The following is a 19,888-nucleotide window of genomic DNA, read 5'->3' as shown; positions in this document are numbered from 1 at the left end:
ACGGCTATCAGCAATGACAGTAGTGTCAAAAAATCAGTTAATAACGTATGATAATTAAAACTTATTCTTGAGCTAATCCCCTATGCACAGAGCTGATCTAGAACACTATTTAACTGGGCTTTTAAAACCAGAAAAAATCAAAGACTTCACCGTAAATGGCCTACAAGTTCAAGGCAGTGAACAAATTAATAAAGTGATCACAGGGGTCACTGCGTCTAAAGCATTGATTGACCGTGCAATCAGTGAAAAGGCCGATGCCATATTGGTGCACCATGGCTACTTTTGGAAAAATGAATCCTATGCGATTCGAGGCATGAAACACGACCGTATTAAAGCGCTATTGGTTAATGACATTAACTTATTTGCTTATCACCTGCCTTTAGATATCCATCCAAAGCTTGGTAATAACGCCCAACTTGCTAAGTTATTTAACATTGAAAATGTCGAGCCGCTAGAAGTGGGTAATCCATTAAGTGTTGCTATGCAAGGCTGCTTTGCTACGCCTTGGAGCGCTGACGAGTTAGCGAAATTAATTGATAGTACGCTTGAAAGGCAATGTTTGCATATTGCCGCGCCAAGTAATAAACCGATAAAAACCATTGCATGGTGCACTGGTGGCGGTCAAGGGTATATCGAGCTTGCTGCAGAGCAAGGTATTGATGCGTTTTTAACAGGAGAGGTTTCCGAGCAGACCACGCATATTGCCCATGAAATGGATATTCACTTCTTTGCCGCAGGCCATCACGCTACTGAGCGTTACGGTATAAAGGCTTTAGGTGAGCATTTAGCGAAAGAGCATGGACTTGAGGTAGTATTTGTTGATATTGATAACCCGGTGTAGTTACCCTGGTAACTATCCAAAGTAACTATCCAAAGTAACTACATAAAGAAACTACCGAGTTACTCTTAAATATCACCGACGTAAAACACTAACTAACTAACGACTTAAACCATTGCACTATCAGTCCTAAACTTTCATACCAGGCAATAGTGCTTTGTTGTAATTTCTTACTATCGGGCAGATAGTATGCCCAGCTTTTATTACCGGCTAGATCTTTTACCCAATAGCCAGTTGGCGCGGCAATAGGGTAAATTCCTTGGGCTTGGAAATAATTTATAGCCCTACGCATATGATCGGCATTAGTCACCAGTACCATATGGGTACCTTGTACCCTTGGCGCAATAAGCTCAGCTTCCTCTTCGGTATCCTGAGGGAAATTCTCGGTAATGATTTTTTGCGCAGGCACACCCAAAAGTATCAACGATTGTTTGACCGTTTCAGCATTTGATATTGGATTATGGCCGCCATAACCTGAGGTAATTATTCTTGCTTCAGGGTGTAGCTGGTATATACGAAGTGCTTCAATCATGCGTTGTAAAGAGCAGGTTGCTAATTGACTGGTGACGGGCAATGCGTCATTAGTATTATGATCGCAACCTAACACCACAATATAATCAACAGCTTCATCGGTTTGAACATAGGGTGGATAATCATTTTCAATGGCTGTCATCACGGTATCAGAAAAAGGCGGGAAGGCACTAATAAAAAGAATGACGATAGCGGTAACTAAGCATTTAAAACTCTGCTTTGGTTTTTTACTATGCACAATGAGGGCAAAAATAAGCAATAACAGCACTATATTAATAGGCATGATCAATACTGTGATAATTTTCTTAAGGAGGAATAAATCCATAGCTTTTCTTAAGTTACCGATAATATTACGAGTTATCCACTATACCAAGTATTTCTATAAAGTGCTTGCTCGAAATAAAATGTCTATTGACGGCCATAAATGCTATTGCATTACCGGCTGAGATCGGGTCTAATAATTCCGCATTATGGTTTAGGGCGAATACTCTAAATCAAATGTACCAGAAGAGGCGCGAAACTGAGGTATAAAACGAGAGGAACCACATTCCTATAACCGTTTTTGAGGGGAGTTATCGCCGAGAGTATTTAAGAGTGGGCTTAAATACTCGGTTATTAAGGTTGAATCCTTATAGCTGTCACCTGACGTATTTGTGAAAAGGTGCTTACTTTAATAAGCACCTTTAGCATTCAAAAAAAGGTGGAGAGCTTCTGGCTGAAAAAGTTTCGTTTTTTTTGCTCTTCACTTGCGCTTTGCTCTTAAGGGTAAAATACTCCATTCGCTAACTACTCAGTCATGCTCTTCCAATAGCGCAGTTACCTAGTGAACAATAACTCAGTAACTCGCTAGTGTTTTTATGGGAGAAATTTGTGAAATCAGTACAATCTACAGCCTCATTAACCGTAGCTAAATTTGGTGGCACCAGTGTTGCCGACTTTCAAGCCATGTTACGGTGTGCAAATATTATTAAAAGCAATGCTAGCAACCGCTTAATTGTTGTTTCTGCGAGTGCAGGCGTCACTAATTATTTAGTACGATTAAGTCATAAAAATGTTCTCGTTACAGAGCAAAAGCTTATTGTTGATAACATTCGCGCCATTCAGCTCAATATCACTCAGCATTTATCAATAGATGTTGAAGTAGAACTAAATAAAGAAATAAATAGCTTACTTGATGAACTTCTTCAGCATGCGTTAACACAATCACTGCAATATAGTACTAAAACCACGGATGCAATTCTTGCCTTTGGTGAGCAATTAAGTTCACGTATTTTTGCTGAAGTTTTGCAGTCCATTGATGTTGCTGGTGAATACTTTAACGTTAAACAAGTAATGAAAACGAATAGTTTACACGGTAAAGCCGTGGTCGATATTAAACAGCTAAGTAAGCAATGCGAGCACCTGTTAGTGCCTAAGTTAAAAGATAAGGTGATTGTCACTCAAGGGTTTATTGGTCAAGATAGCCTAGGTAACACGACAACGCTTGGACGAGGCGGTTCAGATTATTCAGCAGCGTTGCTTGCTGAAGCGGTACATGGCGATAATTTATCTATTTGGACCGATGTCGTCGGCATTTTTACTACCGATCCAAGAATTACTGAGCAAGCTCGCGCCATTAAAGAAATTAGTTTTGGTGAAGCGGCTGAGATGGCAACGTTTGGCGCCAAAATATTACATCCAGCAACGCTTATTCCGGCAATGCGTTGTAATATTCCCGTGTTTGTTGGCTCAAGTAAAGAGCCTGAGATGGGCGGTACACAAATCAAACAAAAAGTTGCTTCAAATCCAACGTATCGCTCAATCGCTTTAAGACGTGAGCAAACGTTAGTGACGGTAAAAAGCCCAGCGATGCTTCATGCCAGCGGCTTTTTAGCGAAAGTATTTTCAATCCTGGCTAAACATGAACTGAGTGTCGATTTGATCACCACCAGTGAAATAAGTGTCGCGTTAACGTTTGATAACCCAAGCGGCTCCACTCAGTCATTAATTACTAATACGGTGGTCGCTGAACTAGAACAATTATGTGATGTCAGTGTTGAACATGGCTTATCGTTAGTCGCTGTTATTGGTAATGGCTTAACCTGTACGAAGGGCATAGGTCAGAGCATATTTGAAACCATTAATGATGTTAATATCCGCTTGATTTGTCATGGCGCTAGTGCCAATAACATATGTTTTTTAGTTAATGAAAGTGATGCAAATCTTGTTGTTGAAAAGTTACATAATAGCCTTTTTTCATAACTTTTAGATTTCTGATTAATTTTGCATTCACCTCAGAGAACAGATGCTCTCTGAGGTGAATATATCACTTATGTCCAACAAAACTCATAAACCACTTTCGCTGGCCAGAGCGACTAGCCACTCCCGAAATTTCTAGTTGGACGAGGCATGAATGCAACTTATAGACAATACAGACGGTACAGGACGTACCTGATTAGAGAATGCAGGATGCACATTCTCCTGAGCCTATTGTCAGGAAGCCATCCTGTTTAGCTGATTTTTTTTATCTTTCGATCAAAATCATGCCGCTAATCACTAATATTTTCTATAAGTCGGTCAAGCTCAACATTCAAACTTTGTAATTTTTCTGGTGAAAAGCCAGTTACCGCAAACATTTTCGCAGGGATATGCTCAGCAGCTTGCCTTAAATCAATTCCCTTTTGAGTTAACTTAATGATCACCACCCGTTCATCTTTCTTTTGGCGCTCACGTTTGAGTAACTGTTGCGTCTCCATACGCTTTAGTAACGGTGATAATGTGCCTGAGTCTAAATCAAGCTTGATACCTAAGTTTTTCACCGATATTCCGGCTTTATATTGCCATAACACCATCATGACTAAATACTGCGGGTAAGTTAAGGCTAACTCCTTTAATACTGGCGCATAAAGGCGGCACATGAGTTTATTCAAGCTATAAAGGCGAAAGCACAATTGCTTATCAAGTAGTAAATTATCACTCATCAGCTAGACTAATAATTTTTCTATATCAGCCGTTATAGCTTCTGGTTTCGTTGTTGGCGCGTAGCGTTTGATTACTTCACCTTGGCGATTAATTAAAAACTTGGTGAAGTTCCACTTGATCGATTTAGAGCCAAGTATTCCAGGCGCTTGTTGTTTTAAAAAGGAAAACAATGGCTCAGCATTATCGCCGTTGACATCAATTTTATTGAACAAAGGAAATTTTATATTGAATTGTAGATCGCAGAATTGCTGTATCTCTTCATTACTGCCACTTTCTTGCTGCTTGAACTGGTTACATGGAAAAGCTAATACTTCAAAGCCTTTTGCTTGGAAAGTATCATGTAAGGTTTGCAGACCTTGATATTGAGGGGTAAAACCACACTTACTGGCAGTATTAACCACAAGTAATACCTTATCTGAAAACTGAGTTAGCTCAACGCTTTCTTGCTTATTGTTTAAAACGGTAAATTGATAAATATTAGTCATGTAAATTATTCCTCGGGGTTAAATGGTCACCAAATTAAGTGGCAAGGCTTTTTAGTCTAGGCTTTAAAATTACGGACGTTTAGTTACTTAAAGGTAAATAGCTTAAAGTTTGGTTGTGCGCAATCTAATTTACATTGTAGTGCTAATTTAAGTTGTGTGCAACCTAGTTTGTATCATAATCCAAAATTGATACATTACAAAGTTGCTAGAGCAAAATAAAAAACTCAAGTAAACTAAGCGTATTGAATATAAGTTAAAGGGTAAAATATGAAAGTTGCATTTATTGGTCTAGGCGTTATGGGATATCCGATGGCAGGGCACTTGAAAACAGCCGGTCATCAAGTTTGTGTGTATAACCGCAATAACGAAAAGGCCTTAGCTTGGCAAAAAGAATTTAACGGTGATGTTGCTACCACACCAGCCCTTGCTGCATCGGGCTGTGACATTGTTTTTGCTTGTGTGGGTAATGATGATGATGTCCGTCAAATAGCGTTAGGTGATAATGGTATTTTTGCCGGACTTGCTAAAGGCAGTATTTTTGTTGACCACACCACAGCATCGTCGGAACTTGCTATCGAGCTAGGGGCCATTGCCGATAAAAACGGACAATACTTCTTAGATGCACCCGTTTCAGGTGGTCAAGCAGGCGCGGAAAATGGTGTGCTGACGGTTATGGTGGGCGGTGATGAAGCCGTTTTTGAAAAAACTGAACCGGTGATGGCTGCCTTCGCTCGCTTTAGTCAACTCATGGGTAAAGTGGGCTCAGGGCAATTGGCTAAAATGGTTAATCAAATTTGTTTTGTTAATACCGTACAAGGTTTGGCTGAAGGATTAAACTTCGCACAAAAAGCAGGGCTAGATACCGATAAATTATTAGATACCATAGGTAAGGGCGCCGCAGGCTCTTGGCAAATGGACAACCGTGGTAAAACCATGTGTGCTCAAGAGTTTGATTTTGGTTTTGCCGTTGATTGGGTTAGAAAAGATCTTGCTATTGCTTTTGCAGAAGCGGAAAAGTTAGGTGCTGATTTAACGATAACTAAACAGCTTGATGGTTATTATCAAGAGATCCAAGAAAATGGTGGCAGTCGTTGGGATACTTCTAGTTTGATTTCGCGGTTGAAAAAGCAGAGCTAAAATATATTCAAGGTAATACTCCTTCGATAATCTAAAGTTTATGGCAATTAAATCTGTTCTTAAATGTTCATTGTTTACATGGTGTTAACTTGATGTTAAGTTTGTGTGGTTAATTTTAATCTCAGTGAAGAACAGCTTCATTGTGTATAACCAATCAAGGAGTGAGCTATGAAGTTATTACCTATGGTAATGGTATCTACTTGTCTAATGTTATTGTCGGCCTGTTCGACACAGTCAGCATCAGAGGGAAGTAATGTAGCCAGTACAGTTAAAGAAGAAAAAATTTGTACTAAGGAAAAGGTAAGAACAGGTTCAAGTATTCGCCGCAAAACATGTAAACCATCAAAGACTTCAGCTAAAACCGAATAATGATGTAAATAGATATAACTTCAAATATAAGTGTATATCTAGACACTGAAATTATGTTTGATTACAAAAACTTCTTCATCATTGATGAAAAAGTTTTTTTGTTTATTTTATCCTGAAATGTATTTTTATGAATACTCAAGAAGCTGATGACATACATGTAACCATAGTAAAGATGAATTTTAGTTGTGTTGCCTCCGTAGGACTGAGTTGGGCAACAAGCTTCCCAGACTAAAGCGTAAAATATAGCCGTAATTTTGCTCCGGAATTCACGATTATGTTTTACTAAACTGCTCTAACTGTTTACTAATGGCTGCGACACCGTGATTAATCTCTTCAGCCATGGCAAGTAGTTCTTGGCTGCTTTCACTTGCCGTTGCAGAAACGCCTTTTATGGTCTCAATGTTATGATTGATCTCATTGCTTACCGCTGCTTGTTGCTCTGCCGCGGCCGCTAACTGTAAATTTTGTGCTTGGATATTATTAATGATTTCACTCATTTCGTTAATAATATCATTGGTTTCTTTCGCTTTAGCATTGCTTTCAATAATACTGCCATCGCCTTGTTTTATCGTCTCAACTGCTGATTTTGCACCTGTTTGCAGTTGCATGATCATTTTATTAATTTCTTCTGTTGATTGTTGAGTTCTACTCGCTAGTGTCCGCACTTCATCAGCTACTACCGCGAATCCTCGACCTTGTTCACCCGCTCGGGCAGCTTCAATGGCAGCATTAAGCGCTAACAGGTTGGTTTGGTCAGCAATGCCTCGAATAACATCAAGTACACCACCAATATTTTGGCTGTCTGACTCAAGTTGGCCAACAACCTGAGAAGCTTGCTGCATCATAGATGATAGCTCTTCAACAGAGTGCATACTCTGCTTAATGATGGTCTGGCTTTGCTCTGACTGTTGTTGAGCTTGTTGTGAATTTTCCGCAGTGCTGGTCGCTATTTCAGCCATCTCTTGGGTAGAAGCTTTCATATCATTCATGGCACTGGCAACTTGATCGGCGAGGGTTTGCTGGTTTAATGACCCTTGCTGGGTATTATGAGTAATGCTTTGCATTGCTTGGGTATTTTCACTTAACTGATGAATTTGCTTATTAATACCTGTGATGGTCTGCTCTAACTTGTAAATAAAACGATTAAATGCCGAAGCAATAAGACCTATTTCATCTACAGGTGTTTCTTCTAAGCGCTGACTTAAATCACCATCCCCTGTGGCAATATCATCGAGTGCGCTATAAACATCACGTAAACGGTTAGAGATGAGCTGCCTAAACATGAAAAAGAGCAAAGCGACGGTGGCAATTAATGCCACGCAAAAAATGCTGGCGATAATAAAATTAAGCCGGTTCGCATTGGCAAGATCTTTTTCTATCGGCACTTGAACTTCCAGTACGCCACGAACATCATTAAGTAGCCAATCATTTTTAGGGGTATCGGGGTGAGAATTATGGCAATCAACACAGCCTTGCTGACTCATAGTGTCTGCTAGAGCAACACGCACTACCTGGATATTGTTTATCGTTTCGGTGACCGAGAAGCTTTTGTTAGGGTTAGCATTTAAGGCTTGCCAAGCTTTTTTAGCGAAGTCATCTAGTTGACGTGATTGTCGGTTAGGAAAAGGAAATGGACTGTACAGCTTTAACGTCATTATGCCTTTTTTAGTAAATTCTTCACTTAAATCATGGATAAAGGTAGCAGGTAAAGGGATAACACCAGCCTTACCTTTATGTTGGTAGTGGGGTCTAATATTTTCAATAGGAAGAATTTTTTTGATTATATTTTTGGTGTAATAACCGCGAATAGTTTTATACTGTTTTACGGTGGCTTCAGCTGAGTCGATGGCTGATATAATGGCATTGTTTTTGGTGATGTTTGGCACATAAAAAGCGAGCAAGGCAAAGATAATTATAAAAATTATCACCAAGGGTGTAAATAAACGAGTGCTAAGCTTGTTCTTATACGCAATAGCCATGACCCACCTCAAAATGTAGTTAGACTAATTTCAAGTATAGGTCGTCTAGGTTATTCTTTCCTGCTTTTAGACACAGTTAACTTTGTTGATATTAACCTTGAACATATTCATACAAGGCTTTGAGTACCGACATTTTAGCTTTATCTTTTTCATGCTCGTGCGCTAAGTTTTCAATCTTCATCATAAACTCATCTAAAGACAATATTCCCTTACCACCATATTGTAATTTATTTTGACTGTATTGCTGCCACTTCTGCTGTTCTTCGGTTGATAAGGTGTATGGGTAATTCCTGGCACGATAGCGAAATAACAAAACGCTTAAACGCTCATCTTGAAATTGAAAGGGATGATTAGCTAATTGCTCTGGCGATAAGCCGCGTAAAATTTCCATCTGCGCTTTGTCGCTATGACTGAAGAAGTTACCACCATATAACGCTTGTTCAGCATCAACGTTTTCATTATCAAAATCGGAGCTGGCAAAAACATCACTGAGTTTATCTCTAAGCTCGGCATGCTTTTTCAGTAAGGCTAAGTTTTCAAGACAAAAATCACGTGGAATGGCTAAACGTTCAGCGTTTTCAGGTAATAGGGTTTTAGCAGGCGCGATCATCGGACATTTATTGACATGTATAAGCTTGACCGGTATTGGCAACTCATCAGGTGCTAAGTCGTCATGACGGGTATATAAACGTGCTTTAATCTCTTCGCTCGTTAATGTTAATAACGGCGTGATATCACGCGCTAAATCGACACAGATAACCGCGTTTTTATTGACTGGATGATAAATTATCGGTGCAAACCAACTAGTACAGCCATGTGCGGATGATACCTTGCTGGTGGTATGGACAATGGGCGTCATATCAGCAGTATTGATCAACTCTTTAACTTGATTCTTATTCTTTAAATTGAAAATAAAATCATAGAGTTTTGGCTGCTTTTCTTTGATTAACTTAGCCATCGCTATGGTGGCATAAACATCACTCATGGCATCGTGTGCGGCTTCATGCTTGATACCATTGGCAGCGGTTAATAATTCTAATCGAAAACTAACCACCTCTTCGCCATCGCGATCAACGGTTGGCCAATTTATGCCTTCAGGCCGAAGGGCATAAGTGGCACGTACCATATCAATAATATCCCAGCGGCTATTACCATTTTGCCATTCACGTGCATAAGGGTCGTAAAAGTTACGATAAAACAAATAGCGGCTTACTTCGTCATCAAAGCGAATACTGTTATAGCCAGCAACACAGGTATTTGGTACCGAAAATAACGCATGTACGCGCGCGGCAAAATCGGCTTCAGTTAATCCTTCTCTCTGCGCCTTTTGTGGCGTGATACCGGTTACTAAACAAGCTTCTGGATGAGGTAAATAATCAATAGGCGGCTGGCAATAAAACATTTCCGGCTCGCCAATAATATTTAACTCGAGATCGGTTCGTATACCTGCAAATTGAGATGGCTTATCGAATTTTGGGGATATACCCCAAGTTTCATAATCGTGCCAGTAAATTGTTTGTGTGTTTGAATTCAAGTTTTTCCCACTTTATTTTTGGTTTTCTATTTTTATCTTCAATAATTAATACTAACAAATCGAGTTACATAAATCAGTGTTAGCTTCCTGTTAGCACATTTAAGTTTAAACCATTCCTTCACTATTCTTCCTTAAATCATCACCGTGCGAACAACACGCAGACAGTTAATGTCTTGCCGATCCTTATAATTATTTTTATCAGTCAGCTTATAAATGGATTACCCACCTATGGCATATCGGATTATGGAGATGACAGAGTAAGCAGGAGCGTTTACTTCGTTTTATTTTTAAAATTAGTTTATTAAAGAAAGGTGAACAGTATGAAAATTTCACATGATGTAGCCAGAACAGAAATGCTTCAATATTTTAATGTTAGGGCTGAAGATAAAAAAATTAACAATGCCGAAGATTATGAGAAACATTTATACAAAGTCATTGTTCAGCATCTCAATCTATTTACTGGGGGCAACTGGGGCGAATTTGAATACCTTACATGGATGGCAGCAATTGAATACTATGAAATTAAAAATTATTTACCAAGAAAGCTAAGTCAATTGAGATTTGAACTAGGTGGGGAAAAAGATAAAACTGTAAATAGGATTGACTCTAATAAAGACATCATTGTACTTAAATATAAGCTACCGACTGAATATAAAGTCCTTAGCTCTTATTGTGAATATGAGTTTCATTTATATAAAGTTATGTATGAGAGGTTCTCACGTAATAAAGAAGTAGATATAGAATACGATAATCTTTATTGGGGAGGTTTAGTAAAACTGTATGAATTAGAAAATAACTTACCATTAATATTCGCAGAGATAATTGAACTAGAAAGATATAGAGGTATTAGAAGACTAAGGCAAGTAGTGTCTTAGTCTTACGTATAATGATTTTAAATTAATTTAAACATTGAATAAGGTATATATGAACACAGTTATTAATAGCAAATTACCTGAAGATTACATGTTACATCGCATAACGCCTGAATATCAACAAGAAGCTAATGTGTTGCTGGCTACCACTGGTGTGCTTAATAGTGTATCTGGCAAGTACACACTAGTAATTGTCAACTGTACAATTGAGCCTGTAGCACTATCGTCAATGAACACTCAAAAGTGCCATTATCAAGCATCAGTGGTAAATCAAGATGATGTTCTCGTTGAAACTTTTAGGTGTCAAGGTTCGCCAAATCAATGCTTTGAATTCCTAGTGCATTGTTTTAAACAATTGCTAGCCGAGAAGGAAGATCAAATTTACTTAAAACAACATGCAGAATTAACACTGGAAGATATTTTGCATTCTGAAGAGAAAGAGTCGTTAGCTATTTCAAATAGGAAGCAAGATTGTTTAGCACTGATACAACAAGAAGTTGATACATGGATTAATGGGATAGGTGTTCGTTACTTTAGTGAGTTGACTAATTTATCTAACTTAATTGAAGAAGTGGGTGAGGTAGCTCGGTTAATTGGTCGTGAATATGGGGAACAAAGTTTTAAGAAAGGGGAAAAACCAGAGTGTATAAAAACCGCCATTGCTGACGAATTATCGGATGTATTGTTTATTGTTATTTGTTTGGCTAATCAACTTGGCATTAACTTAGATGAAGCCTTTGCTAAAAACATGGATAAAAAGACCAAGCGTGATACTACCCGCCATAAAAACAACAGTAAATTGAACTAGGGGGACGTTTATATGAAAAGTGCTATGACTAATTATATAGGGATTGAAAATGTCATTAACATGTTAAGACTTTGGGTTACTCCTGATATGTGGCAAGACAAAACTCTCTTTGCTGAAATAAAAGCAGTGATTAATAAATTGTCTGAGTCATCCTATCAATTATCTGAGCGTGAACTGTTCCTCACCCAAGAGCTTACTGATGGGCTTTTAGAAGGGACAATATCGTCATTTGATAAAGCAGATGATGCGCTAAAAAAAGAGCTCGCCTTGTCAATAAAAGAGATATTGGAATTTCAATCCTTTCTTCTAACAGGTGCTGAACCTCATTAAATCACCCGTGATACTTGGTGAGACAACTAATGTCTTTGTTGGTGTTTACAATGAACATATAAATCATTATTGTTGAGGTAGAGATGGAATATATTACGGTATTTTTTGGTGCGTTATTAACGGTTTACATGCTTGGTATTAACTCCCAATTGGTTAGAGATAAGAACTGTATTGGGGCATTTTCTTTAGCATGGTTCATTTCTTTGTCTAATATGCTTTATATCAAAGTGTTTGTGATGAGTGATGAATTTTTGCTGACTTACCTGTGTTCAGCATTGGGTAGTTGTATAGGAATTGTTTTATCCATTGTTACTTATTCAAGAGTACATAAATTGCTAAGTAAAAAGACTAATGAAAATCGAGTTATCAGTACTTTGTTTATAAAGGGAAATGAAAATGGCTAGGAAATATTATTGTTATCATGATGCGATAAAAAAAATCATTAAAGTTGGAGCATCTAATAAAGTTGCATTGTCTCATATTATTAAACATCCAGATTTTGGTTTGAAAACTGAGCACATAGCGTTGCCTGAGTTTAATAAATTCATTAGGCGAGAAATTCGGCACTTGATAAAATCGTTAGGTAAAGCTGAAAATTCAGAAGAAAACAAATTAGTTGAAATGAAGTCGAAAGCAGGAATAGAGCATTTTTATTACTGGCTTTCAAATGAAAGTAGAAATGAAGCTATAACGGGTGAAGGTATATCAAACGAACGACTTTTAGCTAGAGCAATTGTTTTTAGTTTCATAGATGAAAAGTTTAGAGACTTCTTTCCACCTGAAATCATGAGTAATTTAAAAAGTGATTTACATGAAGCTGTTACTGAACATGATATAGACGGTGGCATTGCTGGAAAGATGCAATTTATTCCTTCCGGCATAGAGATTTGGCCGTCTTATGATATTACTGAAAGAAATCCGAGTGATTGGAAATTAGCGTATGAAGCTCTCAAAAATGAGTTTGTTATACAAGTTGACTACGATTCATTACATGAACCTGAGATACAACGTGTTCATTTATCACCACAACGTGTTCAATATGCTAACCATAAAGTTGTGCTTCTTTGTTATATCCATGAAACAGCGAAAGTTAAGTCATTTGAAGTTTCCCGATTATTAAATGTTAGTGAAGAAAAAAAACATAAATTCAAGACCGTAAACTTTAATGACTATGAAAAAGAACATGTTTTCGAAGCGTTAGTTAATGTTGGCGTTAAAAAATACTTTGAAAGTGTAGTATTTGGTAAAGAATTCACATCAAAAGAATCAATTAATGGAACATGGATTATAAAAGCAAAGGTGAAAATTCCAAGTCATTTCTCCAAAGATAAAGAAGGGCAAGCAGACCCTTTTGCTATCGCTAATTTCCTTAGTGGCTTTGCTGATTCAATGGAAGTGCTGAAGCCCGACTTTCTTAAAGATGAAATGAAACGACGAGCAGATAACTTGTCAAAACTGTATTCGGACAAGTATGACAGTATCCCTATAATTAACAAAAGCCCTCATGAACAAACAGGTAACGTAGTAAAAATTAAGGAAATAGACAAAGCTTCTAATTAATCCAACAGGGACAATCTGCGTCTGTCCTCATCATTATAATGATGCTTGAACTGTTAACTACAAATGGATGTACAAATGACTAAACCTCGTTACTTAACAAAATCTCGTTTCAAAATGGCAACCGAATGCCCAACCAAGCTTTTTTATACAGGTAAAAAAGAATACCCCAATACCATGCTTGATGACCCATTCTTGGCAGCCCTTGCTGATGGCGGTCATCAAGTGGGTGAATTAGCGAAGCAGTATTACCCCAAGGGTTTTGATGTTACTACGCTTGATTATGATGAAGCGGAAAAACAAACATTAGAGCTTCTAGCACTCGATGAAGTGGTAATATTTGAACCCGCTATTCGTTTTAATAACTTGTTTATTCGTGTTGATGTATTAGTTAAAAAAGGCAATCTCTTTGAGTTAATTGAAGTGAAAGCAAAGTCATACTCAAGCCAAAAAGATAAAGATTTTCTCAATACAAAAGGAAATGTCTCATCTAAATGGCGACCGTATATCTTTGATGTAGCTTTTCAAAAGCATGTGTTAAAAAGTGCTTTTCCACAATCTACTGTTAGCAGTTACCTAATGTTGGTAGATAAGTCAGCAACCTGTGCCACTGATGGCCTTAATCAAAAATTTGTGTTGGCAAAAGATGAGCATAACCGAAAAGGTGTCACAGTATCATCAAGCCTTAATGCTGAAGATTTAACCAATAAATTACTCACTAAAATTAATGTCGATAAGGTTGTTGAACTTGTTTACCGCACAGAATTACAAACGGGAATGCCAGCCTATTCTTTTAAAGACAATATCACAGCGCTTGCCAAGTATTATCAAGACGACCATAAAACAGCTCCCGTTATCGGTAAAAAATGTAAAACCTGTGAGTTTCAATGCTCTACGGGTGATGAGCAAAAGGGTAAGCTAAGTGGCTTTAAGTCTTGTTGGAAAGAACAACTTCATTGGTCTGATGCTGATTTCAACGATAAGACCGTGCTAGATATTTGGAACTTTAGATGTGCAGATAAACTGATTGAACAAGGGATAATCAAGCTTGTTGATGTCGAACCTGAACATATTGGTGAAGTAGAAAATAAAAATACCGCTTTAGCTCCCAAAGAACGTCAGTGGCTACAAGTTGAGAAAGAACAGAACAAAGATACCAGTATCTATTTTGATACCGACAGTATGCGTAACGTGATGGCTAGCTGGATTTATCCATTGCACTTTATTGATTTTGAAACCAGTGCGGTAGCTATACCATTTTACAAAGGTATGAGTCCATACGAGGGCATAGCATTTCAATTTTCGCATCATATAGCTCATGAGGATGGCCGAGTTGAACATGCAGGTGAATTTTTAAATACGGCAAAAGGGGAGTTCCCTAATTTTGAGTTTGTTCGTGCTTTAAGGGCACAGCTTGAAAACGATCAGGGCACTATATTCATGTATTCACCTCATGAGAACTCATACTTGAATATGATTTATAGGCAGTTGAGTAATTCAAATGAGTTAGACAAAAACGAGCTTTGTGAATTTATCAAAACCATTACACGTTCAACAAAGAGTAGTAAAGAAAGCTGGCATGGCGAGCGTTGTATGGTAGATATGCTTGACCTTGTTAAAAAATACTATTACGACCCAGCAACGAATGGCTCAAATTCTATTAAATATGTACTACCTGCCATTTTAAATAGCTCTCAATATTTGCAAGAGAAATACAGCAAGCCAATTTATGGAAGTAAAGATGATGTTGATGGTTGTGCAAATGGCACTGATTCAATTAACAGTTTCAACTTTAAAGAAAAAGTTTGGATTGAATTTGATGAGCAAGGAAAAGTAAAAGACCCATATAAACATTTACCTAAAATGTTTACTGATATTTCAGACCATGATGTTGATTTGTTATCAGAAGGTGATGAATTAAATAACGGTGGTTTGGCGTTAACTGCTTACGCAAGATTACAGTTCACTCACATGAGTGACTATGAACGTGAAGAATTGAAAAAAGCGTTGTTGTGTTATTGCGAAACAGACACGTGGGCAATGGTTGCAATATATGAAGCTTGGAAAGAAATGATTTAAGAAACCTAAATATTTAATATAAGGAATAGATATGATTGACCAAATAATTAATGAAATAATAAAAGAGTATTCAGAATCAAAAAAATCTAAAGCTGATGTAGTCCGTAAATTAGCACAAAATCATCCTGATTTAAGTAGACAAGAATCTCTAAATATATATGCTCAAGCATTGGGCATGAGCCCTGCTCAAGCTAATACATATTATTATAATTATGGCAGAATTATAGATAATACAGTTGTTTTGGGAGATGTGGGTGAAGTTGATGAATTAGAAGGTTTAAATTCCAATTATTTTTCTACGGATATTGTTAGGAATTCACTTAAGATTGCCTCTGATTCAGCAAAGTATTGGTATGAGAATAGAACTTTCGCAATATCAAAGGATACTTTCAAGCAGAGAGGGGGCTTAAGTGATAGCGGCAAAGGATCCGTCTACGTATATTATAAGGGGAAAGAAGCCTTGTATGTTGGACTTACTGCTAGGAATGTTAAATCTAGAATGCATACAAAAACCAGTCCACACAAGGATAAAGAGTGGTGGAGTAAATGGGATTCAATGCGTTTTTTACAACTAGAAGATGAAGTAGATCGCCAATTATTGGAATATCTTTTAATTGTTGCTTACACCCCTGAATGGAATACGAAACCAAGAGGCAAAGATTTATCTTTTTTCTTGCCTGATTGATGTGTTCTTACTACCAAATGAAGACCCATTTGTATAAAAGTATTTCTAGTTGATCACCCATGCCAATCTAGCGACCTGTTCTTGCACAGGTCGTCTTATCACTAGAAGCGTCATACCAACCAAGTAAAACACCTTTGCTATCTCGAATTTTTTCCACCTCTATAAATAGTTTTAATTCAGTAAATTGAGTTATTTAATGATAGACAAACTTTGTCCTACTCGCTTGGTATATTCATTCCTCTTAAATCAACAAGGATAAATTTATGAGTTATATTGATAACCTAATAGCAAACTGTGAAGAAGCTAAAGTTGCAAAACCAATGAGAGAGTTTGTTTTGGATGAGCTTTCACAGTTAGATAAAATAAAAACTGCCATTTATATTATTGAACAAGTATCAGGCGATATTAGTGAAACCTTTAATTTGCTTTCAAAATATAAGGCGACTAAGGAAAGAGCTTGTCCGGCATTAAATTCACCATCAAAAGTTATGTACGTTGGTTCTTCTACCACAGGTGTAAAAAGCCGAATAAAACAGCATATTGGTGATGGTCATAAAGGGACATATTCTTTGCACTTAAAACATTGGTTTAATGGAGATTATAAAATTACTATCATGGAGTTTGCTCAACCAAGGGATGTTCTTCAAATCATTGAAGATGATATTTCTGAACGATTAGCCCCCGCATTTGGAAAGAAAGGCGGTAACAATAGGTGAAATTATTTAAGGCTAATTGTTATGAAAGCGAAATTAACGACTAACCTATAAATTCAGCACCCCCCCCATGATTTACGGAATTAATTATTAAAAATACGAAAAAGGAAAATTTGTATGTTCTCAATTAAAAATAAACTTATTATTTGCGCTGCTATGGTCACTATTCTTGTGGGATGCGGTGGTGGAAGTTCATCATCCGAAAAACCAGAACCGGTAACACCTGCTCCTATAGTAGCCAACACTATATCGCTTACAGGTAAAGTTATTGATGGTTACGTCTCGGGTGCAACTGTCTGGTTAGATTTAGATGGTGATGGTAAATTTGATCAGCAAACTGAGCCATCCGTGGTTTCTACTGAGTCAGGCAACTATAGTTTTGAATTTACTGAAGAACAAGCGTCTTGCGTACCATACTCTACGATGTACGTTGATGTGCCTGTTGGCGCTATTGATGAAGATTCAGGTGATGTAAAAGAGGCATACCAGATGTCTTTCCCGCCTTCGATAGAGCCTTTGTTAGATGATGATATTCGTAATGTATCTCCCTTAACTTCAGTGATATGGGGTCAATTAAGGCGTCAATTACAAAGTAGTGGCAAGGGAAACTTAACTTGTGATGAGCTTAAGGCTGATACTGATTTACGCCTTGAGCTTAAGCATGAAATAGAAGACGTAATGCTAAATCTCGTTGCTCATTATAATTTGTCGGCTGATCAAATCTATTCAGATTTTATTGCTAATAATGACAGTGCTGCTTATGACAAAGCCCAATCTATTGTTACGGGATTAAAAGCGGCTTACAAACATAAGAAAGTGTTGGAAAGTGAATATCCAACCGCGGCTGAAATTCGAGTTGTCATCTATCAAGACAAAGTTAAAGATGAAGAGTACAACTTCACTGATGCTTGGTATCGTGATGAACTTATCTATATGGGCACAGAAGATTTTATTGAGTTTGTGAAACTTAAAGATACAGGCTCATTAAATAAAGTTGATGTTGTTTTAGCTAAGTTTCATGAGTTGGGTGAAGCATGGGGTGAGCAATCACTAAATGGATGGTTAAGCATTCGAGAAGATGTATACATCAATGAAGATCAAACCTATCGCTGCGGCAATATTGAGCGTGTTAGTTTTGAAAAAGACGGTATTCATTATGAGCTTGGCAATACTATACCCACAGTGAACTTTCCAACGCTTAATGAATGTATTAACACAAGTTTAGAGAACCCTTATGAGCGAAATTTCAGCCTTCGTTATTCTGAAACGGACTATGAATATGGTGCTGAGTTTTACTTTAGGGATATGAATGCAGATTTTCAAACGATATCAAATTGGATAAATGTTAAAGATAAAGTTGCAGACTTAGATCCTGAAGAATTATTTACTGCTTTTGAGGTAATGCCTTATCGATTTGATGATGAAGTAGCTCTTGATGTAAGTTACTGGCGTAAAAGCAAAGCGACAGTCAATGTAGTGATTCACAAAAATGATGAAGGTGAATGGCGCAAAGAAACGAAGCAAGATGACGGTACAACTGTTTATGAATGTAGTGTTGATGGCGTTAACTGGGCTGCGTGTCCTTAATCGTTTATTCATTTAAACGGCTTTAATCAAATACCAGCTATATGCTGGTATTTTTAATTTTGGGTAGATGGGTTTCCTAACTAGATTGACGAATAATAAGGTTTTATAAAATGAAAGTTAACAGGAGAAACAGACTAATCGACTATAAGTCCATTGTTTTTATGGACTATCAAAAGATAGCTCATGAATACTTTACAGCAAATGAAATTGCAGAACTAAAATATAAAATGACTCTGATTTTTCGTGACTTCCTAAAATACAAAATGTGGAAGTATGAGCTACATCAAAATTTAGATAATAGCTGTATGGCACTTGGTGAACGGGTTTGTTTAAATCTTTCTTTTGTAATTGCTATACAGAAAATTGAAACTGTTAAGTTATCGCTACCCGAAGAAAATATTTTAGATTATCTTGATGCTGAATTAAGGCAAGGTGTATCTGAATCACTCTTTTACAGAGAGTTAATTTCAGCAACTATTGCCAATAAACAATAGTTGCTAGAACGGGACAATAGTCACTTTATAATAATGAAGTCAGTTGCTCACCCATTCCGATCCATCGACCTGTTCTCGCACAGGTCGTTTTATCACTTGCAGCGTCATACCAACCGAGCAAAGTGCCTCTGCTGTCCCTAATTTGTTTTCTACCTCCATGTACGGTTTCAATCCAGCCAGTTAAGTTGCCTTTGTTGTCACGTAATTGAATTCTATTCATTGCTAAATCCTCACGTTTTAAAGCATGTGTACTTCGTTCTGATGCGGTGTCATATATTCAATTGATGACATCGTCTTAATTATAAAATCTAATATAATGTTGAACTGCATTAAACCAATACATAATAGTAAGTAGTTGCTATCTATTGTTTTTTATCATCAAAGACCGCAGTAAATAGAGCAAAGATGAAAATTGCAAGCGCAACAAAAAGACAAAACCTTATGACTATCCAAATAATATTAGATTTTTTATTGACGATATCTTCGCGGTATCGCGTTTTTAAATTAACCGAAATAGCCTGTTGGTTTATCCACTGCTTTTGTCGCTCTAAATCGTATTTCTCATCTGTTTTATATATAAATATGTGAAGAATTAACATCGTTAAGAAAATTGCGGAACCTAAGATGTCTATTGGCATAGATTGATTAAAAAACATAACACCAATCAATATCATGCCTAGGGTTAAAAGGGCAAAATTTAGTGTATCCAAAAAATCTTCACGTTCGCTACATAGATGTTCAGGTCGTTTGTCTAATAATGAAGTGAGCGAAGGTTTATTTGCTAACATATGTTCAACAGTGGGTAGTTTTGATGGCATAACTGACTCTTTAATTTTAATTTTTTGTCTGCTACTAGGGACTGTTTCAACCCAAGTTAAGTTGCCTTGGTTATCACGTACTTGCATTATATTCATAGCTATATCTCCACG

21 protein-coding genes and 1 riboswitch are annotated in these 19,888 nt (G+C 37.2%); of the genes, 14 read left to right on the top strand and 7 right to left on the bottom strand.

Annotated elements, in window-relative coordinates:
- Positions 1-82 precede the first annotated feature (82 nt).
- The gene (locus F580_RS0109800) at positions 83-841 is read left to right on the top strand and encodes a Nif3-like dinuclear metal center hexameric protein (protein WP_019027547.1); all 759 of its coding nucleotides are present in this window, start codon (positions 83-85) and stop codon (positions 839-841) included.
- 88 nt (positions 842-929) lie between these two features.
- On the opposite strand, the gene F580_RS0109795 is transcribed toward F580_RS0109800, so the two are convergent.
- Complete coding sequence (locus F580_RS0109795; protein WP_019027546.1) at positions 930-1,694, bottom strand: ElyC/SanA/YdcF family protein; 765 nt, start codon at positions 1,692-1,694, stop codon at positions 930-932.
- A 174-nt stretch (positions 1,695-1,868) separates the two neighbouring features.
- Positions 1,869-2,088: riboswitch (Lysine riboswitch) on the top strand.
- A 151-nt stretch (positions 2,089-2,239) separates the two neighbouring features.
- On the opposite strand from F580_RS0109795, the gene lysC reads away from it, so the two are divergent.
- On the top strand, positions 2,240-3,610 hold the full coding sequence (gene lysC / locus F580_RS0109790; RefSeq protein WP_019027545.1) for a lysine-sensitive aspartokinase 3: 1,371 nt from the start codon (positions 2,240-2,242) through the stop codon (positions 3,608-3,610).
- 287 nt (positions 3,611-3,897) lie between these two features.
- Here lysC and F580_RS0109785 read toward each other — a convergent pair whose 3' ends face one another.
- Together F580_RS0109785 and F580_RS0109780 are read right to left on the bottom strand one after the other, a co-directional pair.
- Complete coding sequence (locus tag F580_RS0109785; RefSeq protein ID WP_019027544.1) at positions 3,898-4,329, bottom strand: MarR family winged helix-turn-helix transcriptional regulator; 432 nt, start codon at positions 4,327-4,329, stop codon at positions 3,898-3,900.
- Positions 4,330-4,332: 3 nt separating this feature from the next.
- The gene (locus F580_RS0109780; RefSeq protein WP_019027543.1) at positions 4,333-4,815 is read right to left on the bottom strand and encodes a glutathione peroxidase; all 483 of its coding nucleotides are present in this window, start codon (positions 4,813-4,815) and stop codon (positions 4,333-4,335) included.
- Positions 4,816-5,082: 267 nt separating this feature from the next.
- Between F580_RS0109780 and F580_RS0109775 the strand changes: the two genes are divergently transcribed.
- Positions 5,083-5,952: an NAD(P)-dependent oxidoreductase gene (locus F580_RS0109775; RefSeq protein ID WP_019027542.1), complete on the top strand. Its 870-nt coding sequence runs from the start codon at positions 5,083-5,085 to the stop codon at positions 5,950-5,952.
- 168 nt (positions 5,953-6,120) lie between these two features.
- Positions 6,121-6,321, top strand: a complete 201-nt coding sequence (locus F580_RS0109770; protein ID WP_019027541.1) for a hypothetical protein — start codon at positions 6,121-6,123, stop codon at positions 6,319-6,321.
- Between the two features lie 272 nt (positions 6,322-6,593).
- Here F580_RS0109770 and F580_RS24285 read toward each other — a convergent pair whose 3' ends face one another.
- Together F580_RS24285 and sbcB are read right to left on the bottom strand one after the other, a co-directional pair.
- The gene (locus F580_RS24285; protein WP_019027540.1) at positions 6,594-8,300 is read right to left on the bottom strand and encodes a methyl-accepting chemotaxis protein; all 1,707 of its coding nucleotides are present in this window, start codon (positions 8,298-8,300) and stop codon (positions 6,594-6,596) included.
- Positions 8,301-8,391: 91 nt separating this feature from the next.
- A complete protein-coding gene (gene sbcB, locus F580_RS0109760) occupies positions 8,392-9,834 on the bottom strand; it encodes an exodeoxyribonuclease I (RefSeq protein WP_019027539.1) in 1,443 nt (480 codons plus the stop codon).
- Positions 9,835-10,154: 320 nt separating this feature from the next.
- On the opposite strand from sbcB, the gene F580_RS0109755 reads away from it, so the two are divergent.
- The 10 genes from F580_RS0109755 (at position 10,155) to F580_RS0109710 (ending at position 18,959) form a co-directional block, all read left to right on the top strand.
- Positions 10,155-10,709, top strand: coding sequence for a hypothetical protein (locus F580_RS0109755; RefSeq protein WP_019027538.1), 555 nt, complete (start codon positions 10,155-10,157; stop codon positions 10,707-10,709).
- A gap of 49 nt (positions 10,710-10,758) precedes the next feature.
- Positions 10,759-11,514 (top strand): nucleotide pyrophosphohydrolase, encoded by a 756-nt coding sequence (locus F580_RS25945; RefSeq protein ID WP_019027537.1) that lies wholly within the window; start codon positions 10,759-10,761, stop codon positions 11,512-11,514.
- Between the two features lie 12 nt (positions 11,515-11,526).
- Positions 11,527-11,844 (top strand): hypothetical protein, encoded by a 318-nt coding sequence (locus F580_RS0109745; RefSeq protein WP_019027536.1) that lies wholly within the window; start codon positions 11,527-11,529, stop codon positions 11,842-11,844.
- A gap of 83 nt (positions 11,845-11,927) precedes the next feature.
- A complete protein-coding gene (locus F580_RS0109740; RefSeq protein WP_019027535.1) occupies positions 11,928-12,248 on the top strand; it encodes a hypothetical protein in 321 nt (106 codons plus the stop codon).
- Positions 12,241-13,404 carry a WYL domain-containing protein gene (locus F580_RS0109735; protein WP_019027534.1) on the top strand — a complete coding sequence of 388 codons (1,164 nt, stop codon included), beginning with the start codon at positions 12,241-12,243 and terminating at the stop codon, positions 13,402-13,404. The genes F580_RS0109740 and F580_RS0109735 overlap by 8 nt, the downstream gene beginning before the upstream one ends.
- Positions 13,405-13,479: 75 nt before the next feature.
- A complete protein-coding gene (locus F580_RS0109730) occupies positions 13,480-15,480 on the top strand; it encodes a DUF2779 domain-containing protein (RefSeq protein ID WP_019027533.1) in 2,001 nt (666 codons plus the stop codon).
- 31 nt (positions 15,481-15,511) lie between these two features.
- Complete coding sequence (locus tag F580_RS0109725) at positions 15,512-16,165, top strand: hypothetical protein (protein ID WP_019027532.1); 654 nt, start codon at positions 15,512-15,514, stop codon at positions 16,163-16,165.
- Between the two features lie 263 nt (positions 16,166-16,428).
- Positions 16,429-16,881, top strand: a complete 453-nt coding sequence (locus F580_RS0109720) for a hypothetical protein (protein WP_019027531.1) — start codon at positions 16,429-16,431, stop codon at positions 16,879-16,881.
- Positions 16,882-16,995: 114 nt separating this feature from the next.
- A complete protein-coding gene (locus F580_RS0109715; RefSeq protein ID WP_019027530.1) occupies positions 16,996-18,465 on the top strand; it encodes a hypothetical protein in 1,470 nt (489 codons plus the stop codon).
- 110 nt (positions 18,466-18,575) lie between these two features.
- Positions 18,576-18,959 (top strand): hypothetical protein, encoded by a 384-nt coding sequence (locus F580_RS0109710; protein ID WP_157443063.1) that lies wholly within the window; start codon positions 18,576-18,578, stop codon positions 18,957-18,959.
- 25 nt (positions 18,960-18,984) lie between these two features.
- On the opposite strand, the gene F580_RS0109705 is transcribed toward F580_RS0109710, so the two are convergent.
- Positions 18,985-19,179 (bottom strand): hypothetical protein, encoded by a 195-nt coding sequence (locus F580_RS0109705; protein WP_019027528.1) that lies wholly within the window; start codon positions 19,177-19,179, stop codon positions 18,985-18,987.
- A 142-nt stretch (positions 19,180-19,321) separates the two neighbouring features.
- A complete protein-coding gene (locus tag F580_RS0109700; protein WP_019027527.1) occupies positions 19,322-19,873 on the bottom strand; it encodes a hypothetical protein in 552 nt (183 codons plus the stop codon).
- Positions 19,874-19,888: the final 15 nt, after the last annotated feature.

It is taken from the genome of Colwellia piezophila ATCC BAA-637 (assembly GCF_000378625.1).
GTDB classification, from domain to species: domain Bacteria; phylum Pseudomonadota; class Gammaproteobacteria; order Enterobacterales; family Alteromonadaceae; genus Colwellia; species Colwellia piezophila.
Note: the sequence above shows the minus strand (reverse complement) of the source record. Positions and strands in the feature narration are given on the sequence as shown.

What these genes read in the sequence shown, in the direction of transcription:
- F580_RS0109745 (WP_019027536.1), top strand. Translation starts at nt 11,527, where the DNA reads ATGAAAAGTGCTATGACTAATTATATAGGGATTGAAAATGTCATTAAC.
- F580_RS0109775 (WP_019027542.1), top strand. Translation starts at nt 5,083, where the DNA reads ATGAAAGTTGCATTTATTGGTCTAGGCGTTATGGGATATCCGATGGCA.
- F580_RS0109740 (WP_019027535.1), top strand. Translation starts at nt 11,928, where the DNA reads ATGGAATATATTACGGTATTTTTTGGTGCGTTATTAACGGTTTACATG.
- F580_RS0109720 (WP_019027531.1), top strand. Translation starts at nt 16,429, where the DNA reads ATGAGTTATATTGATAACCTAATAGCAAACTGTGAAGAAGCTAAAGTT.
- F580_RS0109735 (WP_019027534.1), top strand. Translation starts at nt 12,241, where the DNA reads ATGGCTAGGAAATATTATTGTTATCATGATGCGATAAAAAAAATCATT.
- F580_RS0109700 (WP_019027527.1), bottom strand. Translation starts at nt 19,873, where the DNA reads ATGAATATAATGCAAGTACGTGATAACCAAGGCAACTTAACTTGGGTT.
- F580_RS0109795 (WP_019027546.1), bottom strand. Translation starts at nt 1,694, where the DNA reads ATGGATTTATTCCTCCTTAAGAAAATTATCACAGTATTGATCATGCCT.
- F580_RS25945 (WP_019027537.1), top strand. Translation starts at nt 10,759, where the DNA reads ATGAACACAGTTATTAATAGCAAATTACCTGAAGATTACATGTTACAT.
- F580_RS0109755 (WP_019027538.1), top strand. Translation starts at nt 10,155, where the DNA reads ATGAAAATTTCACATGATGTAGCCAGAACAGAAATGCTTCAATATTTT.
- F580_RS0109710 (WP_157443063.1), top strand. Translation starts at nt 18,576, where the DNA reads ATGAAAGTTAACAGGAGAAACAGACTAATCGACTATAAGTCCATTGTT.
- F580_RS0109715 (WP_019027530.1), top strand. Translation starts at nt 16,996, where the DNA reads ATGTTCTCAATTAAAAATAAACTTATTATTTGCGCTGCTATGGTCACT.
- F580_RS0109705 (WP_019027528.1), bottom strand. Translation starts at nt 19,179, where the DNA reads ATGAATAGAATTCAATTACGTGACAACAAAGGCAACTTAACTGGCTGG.
- F580_RS0109730 (WP_019027533.1), top strand. Translation starts at nt 13,480, where the DNA reads ATGACTAAACCTCGTTACTTAACAAAATCTCGTTTCAAAATGGCAACC.
- F580_RS0109770 (WP_019027541.1), top strand. Translation starts at nt 6,121, where the DNA reads ATGAAGTTATTACCTATGGTAATGGTATCTACTTGTCTAATGTTATTG.
- F580_RS0109725 (WP_019027532.1), top strand. Translation starts at nt 15,512, where the DNA reads ATGATTGACCAAATAATTAATGAAATAATAAAAGAGTATTCAGAATCA.
- F580_RS24285 (WP_019027540.1), bottom strand. Translation starts at nt 8,300, where the DNA reads ATGGCTATTGCGTATAAGAACAAGCTTAGCACTCGTTTATTTACACCC.
- F580_RS0109780 (WP_019027543.1), bottom strand. Translation starts at nt 4,815, where the DNA reads ATGACTAATATTTATCAATTTACCGTTTTAAACAATAAGCAAGAAAGC.
- F580_RS0109800 (WP_019027547.1), top strand. Translation starts at nt 83, where the DNA reads ATGCACAGAGCTGATCTAGAACACTATTTAACTGGGCTTTTAAAACCA.
- F580_RS0109785 (WP_019027544.1), bottom strand. Translation starts at nt 4,329, where the DNA reads ATGAGTGATAATTTACTACTTGATAAGCAATTGTGCTTTCGCCTTTAT.